Annotated in this window: 5 protein-coding genes and 1 pseudogene; all 6 read right to left on the bottom strand. The window is 41.3% G+C overall.

Features of this window, described 5'->3' with window-relative positions; all coding sequences use genetic code 11:
* Positions 1-122: 122 nt before the first annotated feature.
* Positions 123-1,136, bottom strand: coding sequence for an NAD-dependent epimerase/dehydratase family protein (locus ACYVAA_RS21890; RefSeq protein ID WP_460545998.1), 1,014 nt, complete (start codon positions 1,134-1,136; stop codon positions 123-125).
* Positions 1,137-1,141: 5 nt separating this feature from the next.
* Entirely contained in the window at positions 1,142-2,359 is a 1,218-nt protein-coding gene (locus ACYVAA_RS21885; protein ID WP_460545995.1) for an NRAMP family divalent metal transporter, read from the bottom strand.
* Complete coding sequence (locus ACYVAA_RS21880) at positions 2,360-3,886, bottom strand: PQQ-dependent sugar dehydrogenase (RefSeq protein WP_460545993.1); 1,527 nt, start codon at positions 3,884-3,886, stop codon at positions 2,360-2,362.
* A 2-nt stretch (positions 3,887-3,888) separates the two neighbouring features.
* The gene (locus tag ACYVAA_RS21875; protein WP_460545991.1) at positions 3,889-5,595 is read right to left on the bottom strand and encodes a GMC family oxidoreductase; all 1,707 of its coding nucleotides are present in this window, start codon (positions 5,593-5,595) and stop codon (positions 3,889-3,891) included.
* Between the two features lie 53 nt (positions 5,596-5,648).
* Positions 5,649-6,215, bottom strand: coding sequence for a gluconate 2-dehydrogenase subunit 3 family protein (locus ACYVAA_RS21870; RefSeq protein WP_460545989.1), 567 nt, complete (start codon positions 6,213-6,215; stop codon positions 5,649-5,651).
* Positions 6,216-6,240: 25 nt separating this feature from the next.
* Positions 6,241-6,642, bottom strand: a pseudogene (locus ACYVAA_RS21865) (L-alanine-DL-glutamate epimerase); the annotation flags it as partial.

Below are 6,642 nucleotides of genomic sequence, written 5' to 3'. Positions count from 1 at the left end.
GTACTGAGTCAATTTACGTTGACTTTCCTCATCCAATTCACGATTTTCAGTTAAAGCCAATGGGTGGGCAGGAATTACTGTACCATCCAATAATAGCCTCTTAAGTTCTTTATTAAGTTCCATTAAAATTGTCCTTTTCGTTCTTGGAAATGAGTGGGTTTACCCAACTCGTCGCCTCCATTGAGCAACCAAGTCGCAGTAATTTCGATTATCTCCCTTATTGTTGTTCTGGGGTAACCAAACAAACGATGGCATTCAGAAGCGTTATTAAGTAAAGCAGTGCCTTCTGCTTCAAATTGGTATATAGGTTTTTTTCCTAAAAGCTTACCAAATTCTTTAGCGATCCATCTGGTAGATAAGGTTTCCGGACCAGTCACATTCAGCACTTTCGCAGGTGTTTCGCAATGCAATAATGACCTCAAGGCTATCTCATTTGCGTCCCCCTGCCAAATAACATTCACATTTTCTGTCCTGAGATCTATTGGTTTTCCCTCCAATACAGATTTGGCAATTTCCATAAGCACACCATAACGGAAATCCACCGCGTAGTTAAGGCGATAAATCAACATAGGAGTATGGTTCTTCTTTGAAAAATACTGGAAGATACGTTCTCTCCCCAAACATGACTGCGCATACTCTCCTATTGGTGCAGGTATGATTTCTTCATCCACTCCTCCTTCATTAAGTTTTACGAAAGGCAATACATTTCCAGAAGAAAATGCGACTATATTGGCCTTTTTAAATTTTTCGGATACACGTCCAGGCAAATAAGTATTCATCGCCCAGGTAAAGTCCTCATTTCCTGTCGTACCAAACTTATGGCCTGCCAAATAAATAACGTTTTTCACCTCAGGCAAAGATTGTAAGCTCTCTTCATTGAGTAAGTCACAAGCAATCGGTATAACACCATTAGCTTCCACTTCCTTTTTGGCCTTGGGGTTGCTAAATCTAGAAGCTCCATACACCTTGGTTTCCTTTCCTGCCTCTGCAATGGCGTCAACCAACAACTTTCCCATACTCACTCCCATCTTTCCTCCAATGCCAAGCAACATTACATCCCCTTCCAGTTTTTTAACATCATCAACCAATACCTTTGAAGGGCGCGTCAGTGATGCTTCCATTTCTTTTAAATTCATAATATTTATAAGAATAATACGTTGAAATTTGATATAGCTAAAAACAAGACCAATACAATACCTATCAATCCTGCAACCCGCTGAAAAGCATTGTTTTTCTTTGCCCCCATAATCTCTTCACTGTTACCTACCCAGTAAATGGATATCCCTATAAAGGGTACTAGGAATATGGTAACACTTTGTGCCAACACTATCAATTCTAAAGGGAGTTTTCCGAAGGCCATAGCGATCGCAGCGCCAAAAATCATTACTGCTGCGATGCATATTTTCACCTTGTTATTGTCCAAACCATTTTGAAACCCCATGGCATCTCCCAACATGGACCCTCCAAGGGTAGCATTTCCTACCAATGATGAAAATGAGGCTCCAAAAAGGCCAATAAAGAAAAGCTCGCTGGCCAAGGGTCCAAACAATGGAGCAAGGGCCAAGCCCATCTCTGACGCTGAGTTCACTTTGATGCCTTGGGAATGCAATACCGTCGAAGCACAAATCAAGACCACAGCACTCATCAAGCCCAATATCACTATGCCTACCGTACTACTTAGCTGCGCATACTTAGCGTCATTCTCCTGGCCAGATTGGTTTCTTCTCTTTTCCTGAACCAAATAAGACTGATAAAACGCTCCTACAAGTGAGAAACAGGAGGCAATAAAGGCAATGATGAGCCCTTCAGATCCGTCTGGAATTGTTGGCCTAATTCCTGAAAACACATTAGAAAGAGCAGGTTGAACTACGATGGCAGTAATAGTGAAACATAGCAGCATCAGTATTACCAGTGCCAACATTACTTTTTCCATCATTTTGTAAAACGAGCGGAAAAACAACAACAATATTCCCAAAATATTGAATAGGACAATCCAGACCTTTGCATCAGTACTTGTTGCTTCACCAATGGCGATTCCCAAGCCCGTCGAATTCCCTGCCTGAAAAGATGTGGCTACCAAAAAAATACCAACCCCAATAAAAAGGCTACCCAATTTCCCTGTTTTTATCCGAATTAGGCTCAACAAGGACTCTTGGTTATGCTGTCCTATACGTGCACTCATATTGGTAAATACCATCATAAAAAAAATAGCAACAATAATGGTCCAGATCAAAGAGTATGAAAAGTCGGCGCCCATTTTTGAAGTTATGGTCATCTTACTAGGCCCAAATACCAAAGCGGCTGTTATCACACCTGGGCCAAGTACCGAAAGCCAGTTAATGTATTTCTTTCCCTTCATTTAGTCTTTTTTTCTATAGTTGGTTACTTCTTTTGTTAAAATCATTCTGCCATTTCCAAATTCGGTATTGACATAATTGATGATGGCCGAAAGCTCATTGTCCTTTAAAAAAGCGAAACTTGCCATGGGCTGATTATATTGCACACCATTGATTTCTTCTTTACCATTTGTGCCATTCAGCAGGAGATCAATAAACAAAGAGGTATTATTAATTCTTCGGGAACCTTTTAAAGGTGGAAAATTGCCTGGGACACCCTCTCCATTTTCCTTATGGCACGAGGAACAATAGTTTTTATAGAGCACTTTTCCATTTTGACTTCCAATTTCCTCTTGCTTATCCTCTACTATATATTCTACATCCTTGGGAATACTCGATACTCCCCTGATCCGTAATATGCGGTCATCAGACTGCAAGGGAAATCCAGGTTGTGGATTCCAATCACGATTACTAGTAGCTATATATACATCGCCATTCGGTAGGACAAGCACGTCCCGAATCCGTCCATATCTATCAGAAAAGAATACTTTTTCCTCTATTATCTGAGTACGCTCACTATTTAGCAATAACACCCTAAAAGTCTGACTTTTCAGTGTCCCTAATAACAATGTGTTTTCCCAGGCTGAAATACGATTTCGGGAGTAATGAGCAAGTCCTGCCGGAGCTATGACAGGCGTCCAAGACTTTATTGGCTGGCTTAGACTGATGCTATCTGAGATGGTCAATTCATCGGTAGTATCATGCTTGCCTTCAATAAGAGGCCACCCATAATTATGAAGCGCTTGGATAAGGTTAACTTCATCCTCGATAGCATCCCCATGTTCAGAAGTGAAGATATTGCCCCTTTCATCCATTGTGAGGCCCTGCATGTTTCTAAACCCCCATGAATAAACATAGCTTCCCTTAATAGGATTATCCGCGGGGATTCCACCATTTATGTCAAGTCGAAGAATCTTCCCATTGAGGGTAGTTGAGTCTTGGGCCTGCGTATTATCTGCTACATCCCCTGTTGCCCAGTAAACGACATCTTGATCATCGATGATCACTCTGGCACCGTTATGTCCTGTATAGCCTCTGACCACGAGTAGCTTTTTTGGTTCGGTCAATCCATCAACAGTATAAGTATACCGCATGAGATTGGAAACAACCTCCGGACCCTCCTGTGAGGTATAGTTTAGCAGAACATAAGGATTTGTGGCTTTTCCCTTCTGAATGGCAATATCCAGAAGGCCTGTCGTGCGCTTTTGAAAGACATTATCCAGTACCAATAAAGTGGATAGTTTACCTGTGGACAAATCCAGTTGCTTTACCGACCCCGTTATTTCCGTAAAGATTATCTTGTTTCCCCAATGATCCATTCCCCAGGGAACATGTAAGCCCTCAGCCACAGAAGAAACTTCGAGGTAGGAGCCTTCTTTAAGCTTGACATAATCGACTATTTTTGTCTCTTGGAATTCTTTGGGTTCTTTTTGACAAGAGACAAAAAAGATAGCGGACAAAAAAGCCACCGAGTACGTAATTCCAGTCATTCTCACAACTTCCCTTCCTTTAAGTGGTCCATAGCATAGTTAGCCGCTCTTGCAGTGATGGCCATGAAAGTCAAGGATGGATTTTGGTTACCCACACTGCTCATACATGCGCCATCGGTTACGAATACATTTTTGCACAGATGCAGTTGATTATAGGCGTTCAACAAAGAGGTCTTAGGATCATGCCCCATTCGCACCCCTCCTACATCATGTACCTCTAGGCCAGGTTGTCTACCAAAATCTACATGTTGATCATACTTCCTGATGTTTTTTGCGCCCACTTTTTCCAACATATCCCTACCTTCTGCCAAAAAATCCTCCATCATTGCTACATCATTATCAGTATATCCAATCGACATGATCATTTGGGGCAATCCAAACTTGTCCTTTTTATCCTCACTCAAGCGCACATGGTTTTCATATATTGGAATAACCTCCCCTTGCATCATCATCGACACCCTCCATTTTCCAGGCAGGGTTAATGCATCTTTAAAAGCTGCTCCTATAGTTTCCTTTGACCCTACTCCCCTACTTCTAGAAGCGGAAAATGCGATCAAATAAGACCCTTTGAAATTTGGTGCGGCATGATGAATGTTTTTAAAGGCAGGCATAAATATCTGGGTGGGTCTACGACCATAATAATAAGAATCTTCATACCCAGGAAACTCGGCTGTCAGACGACCTCTGTAATTGTGAAAAGCTATATACCTTCCGAGCAAACCATTGTCATTTCCGAGGCCATTTGGAAATCGTTCAGACTTTGAATTCAAAAGGATGAGGTTAGTATTCAAGGTTGCTGCATTCAAGAATATCACTTTTGCCCGATAAGTCTTTGTGGATTTATCCTTGGCACTTATAGTCCGTACCCCTGTAGCTTTATTTGAAGATGCATCATATTCAACCGATTCTACAATAGTATCGGTAACTATGGTTAAATTTCCTGTTTTCTGGGCAAAAGGGACGGTGGAAGAATTTGAACTGAAATAGGCGCCAAATGGACATCCGCGTGAGCACAATGAGCGAGCCATACATTTGCTCCTACCCTGGGCTCTTTGAGTTTCTGTCAGCTCTGCTAGGTTGGCGCACCGACCAATTATGGCTTTTCTATCCTTATAATGTTTATCAATCCTATCCGCAATTACCCGCTCTACCCGATTCATTTCAAAAGCTCCTACTACTTCACTGTCTGGCATATTTGGAATACCATCTCGATTCCCTGCAATGCCTACAAAACGCTCTACATGGCTATACCACGGGGCCAAATCTGCATAACGTATCGGCCAGTCCACTCCATAATTATATTTCTTCGGCGCTTCAAATTCATAATCACTCCAACGTTGTGTCTGCCTAGCCCATAATAATGACTTCCCGCCAAGCTGAAATCCCCTTATCCAATCGAACGGTTTTTCCTGTATATATTCTTGATCCTCATCATCTATATAAAATTGCCGGGTAGATTCTTTATATGCGTAATGTTTACTAATCAGCGGGTTTTCTGTTTTATCTTCCATGGTTTTCTGATCCCGATGTTCTAATTCCCACGGATGCTTGGTCGCTGTAGGGTAGTCTTTGATATGCTCTACCATCCTGCCACGCTCAATCAATAAGGTCTTGAAGCCCTTTTCGGTAAATTCCTTGGCTGCCCAGCCCCCACTGATGCCTGAGCCAACAACGATTACATCATATATATTTTCTTCTCCTGAATTCATTTTAAGGAATTATTTGATTTTTGGTATGTTTGAAATTTGGCTTTTACGTCAATTCAAGCCCAAGCCTTGTCCCCCTCTTTATAAGGATAGTCCCCTATATATTCTCCTGGTATTGCGACATAGCGAAGTGCTTTAGTAGCTCCTAGTTCTGAAGTAAAATAACCAAGCAGGGTAATTTGTTTGATCAAATAAAAGTAATGTACAGGCTCTTCCTCACCTTTATTTTTCTGATGATACATAGACTCCTTATCTATTTCAGTCAATAACTCAGTACGTTCAGCTTTAGTCAAGTCTTGGAAAATTCGATTATATTTAGATTTAGCTGAATTTTCCAATTTCCCGATGCCTTCCACCATACTTTGTTGATCTATTTGGGAATAACAATCTCGAACCATGACAGGAATAAATTCACCGACGCCAGCTTCCTTTGCACCGGGACTACTTGTTGGTGGAAGAATAGTGTCTGCTACATCTCCTAAAAGATCTATTACATCCGGAGAGAAAAGACTTTCTATATTTTTTGCAGCCTCTCGGCTACATCCTGATAAAAATAAGTTTGCACCAACTACAGTTCCTCCCATAATCAATGCTACCCTGGCAAGGGCATCTCTTCTGTTCATATTTAATTTCATTATAAATTATTCCCTACTTAAACTTCCCTGAAGCCAGTTGCTCATAATAGGAGGAAGCAGTAAACATCCCTCCTGAAACGTGATAGAATTGATCATCAAGTTCAAATACCCCCTTGGTTACCTTAGTCCAATTGGCTCCTGCAAAAGGATGTCTGTCTTTCATAATCTGCCAGTTCTCATAATTCACGTCACCGTTCGTCTCCATCATAGCCATTCCTAATCTCGGGAAAGCAGGTAGTGAAGCTGCGACCATTTTATTCCAATCTATCAATACTGGATTTACCGTCAAATCGGCACAAAAACATGGAATATGATGCTTTTGGGCTTCCCTAACAATCTTTAAGGTTTCACTTAGAGTTTTGGCAATAGGTTTCAAAGCAAAAGCCCCATACCCTAGCCTTATTTTCTTTTCCAC

Source organism: Echinicola sediminis (assembly GCF_054777495.1).
This window is presented reverse-complemented; position numbering and strand designations above follow the sequence as displayed.

What these genes read in the sequence shown, in the direction of transcription:
- ACYVAA_RS21870 (WP_460545989.1), bottom strand. Translation starts at nt 6,215, where the DNA reads ATGAACAGAAGAGATGCCCTTGCCAGGGTAGCATTGATTATGGGAGGA.
- ACYVAA_RS21875 (WP_460545991.1), bottom strand. Translation starts at nt 5,595, where the DNA reads ATGAATTCAGGAGAAGAAAATATATATGATGTAATCGTTGTTGGCTCA.
- ACYVAA_RS21890 (WP_460545998.1), bottom strand. Translation starts at nt 1,136, where the DNA reads ATGAATTTAAAAGAAATGGAAGCATCACTGACGCGCCCTTCAAAGGTA.
- ACYVAA_RS21880 (WP_460545993.1), bottom strand. Translation starts at nt 3,886, where the DNA reads ATGACTGGAATTACGTACTCGGTGGCTTTTTTGTCCGCTATCTTTTTT.
- ACYVAA_RS21885 (WP_460545995.1), bottom strand. Translation starts at nt 2,359, where the DNA reads ATGAAGGGAAAGAAATACATTAACTGGCTTTCGGTACTTGGCCCAGGT.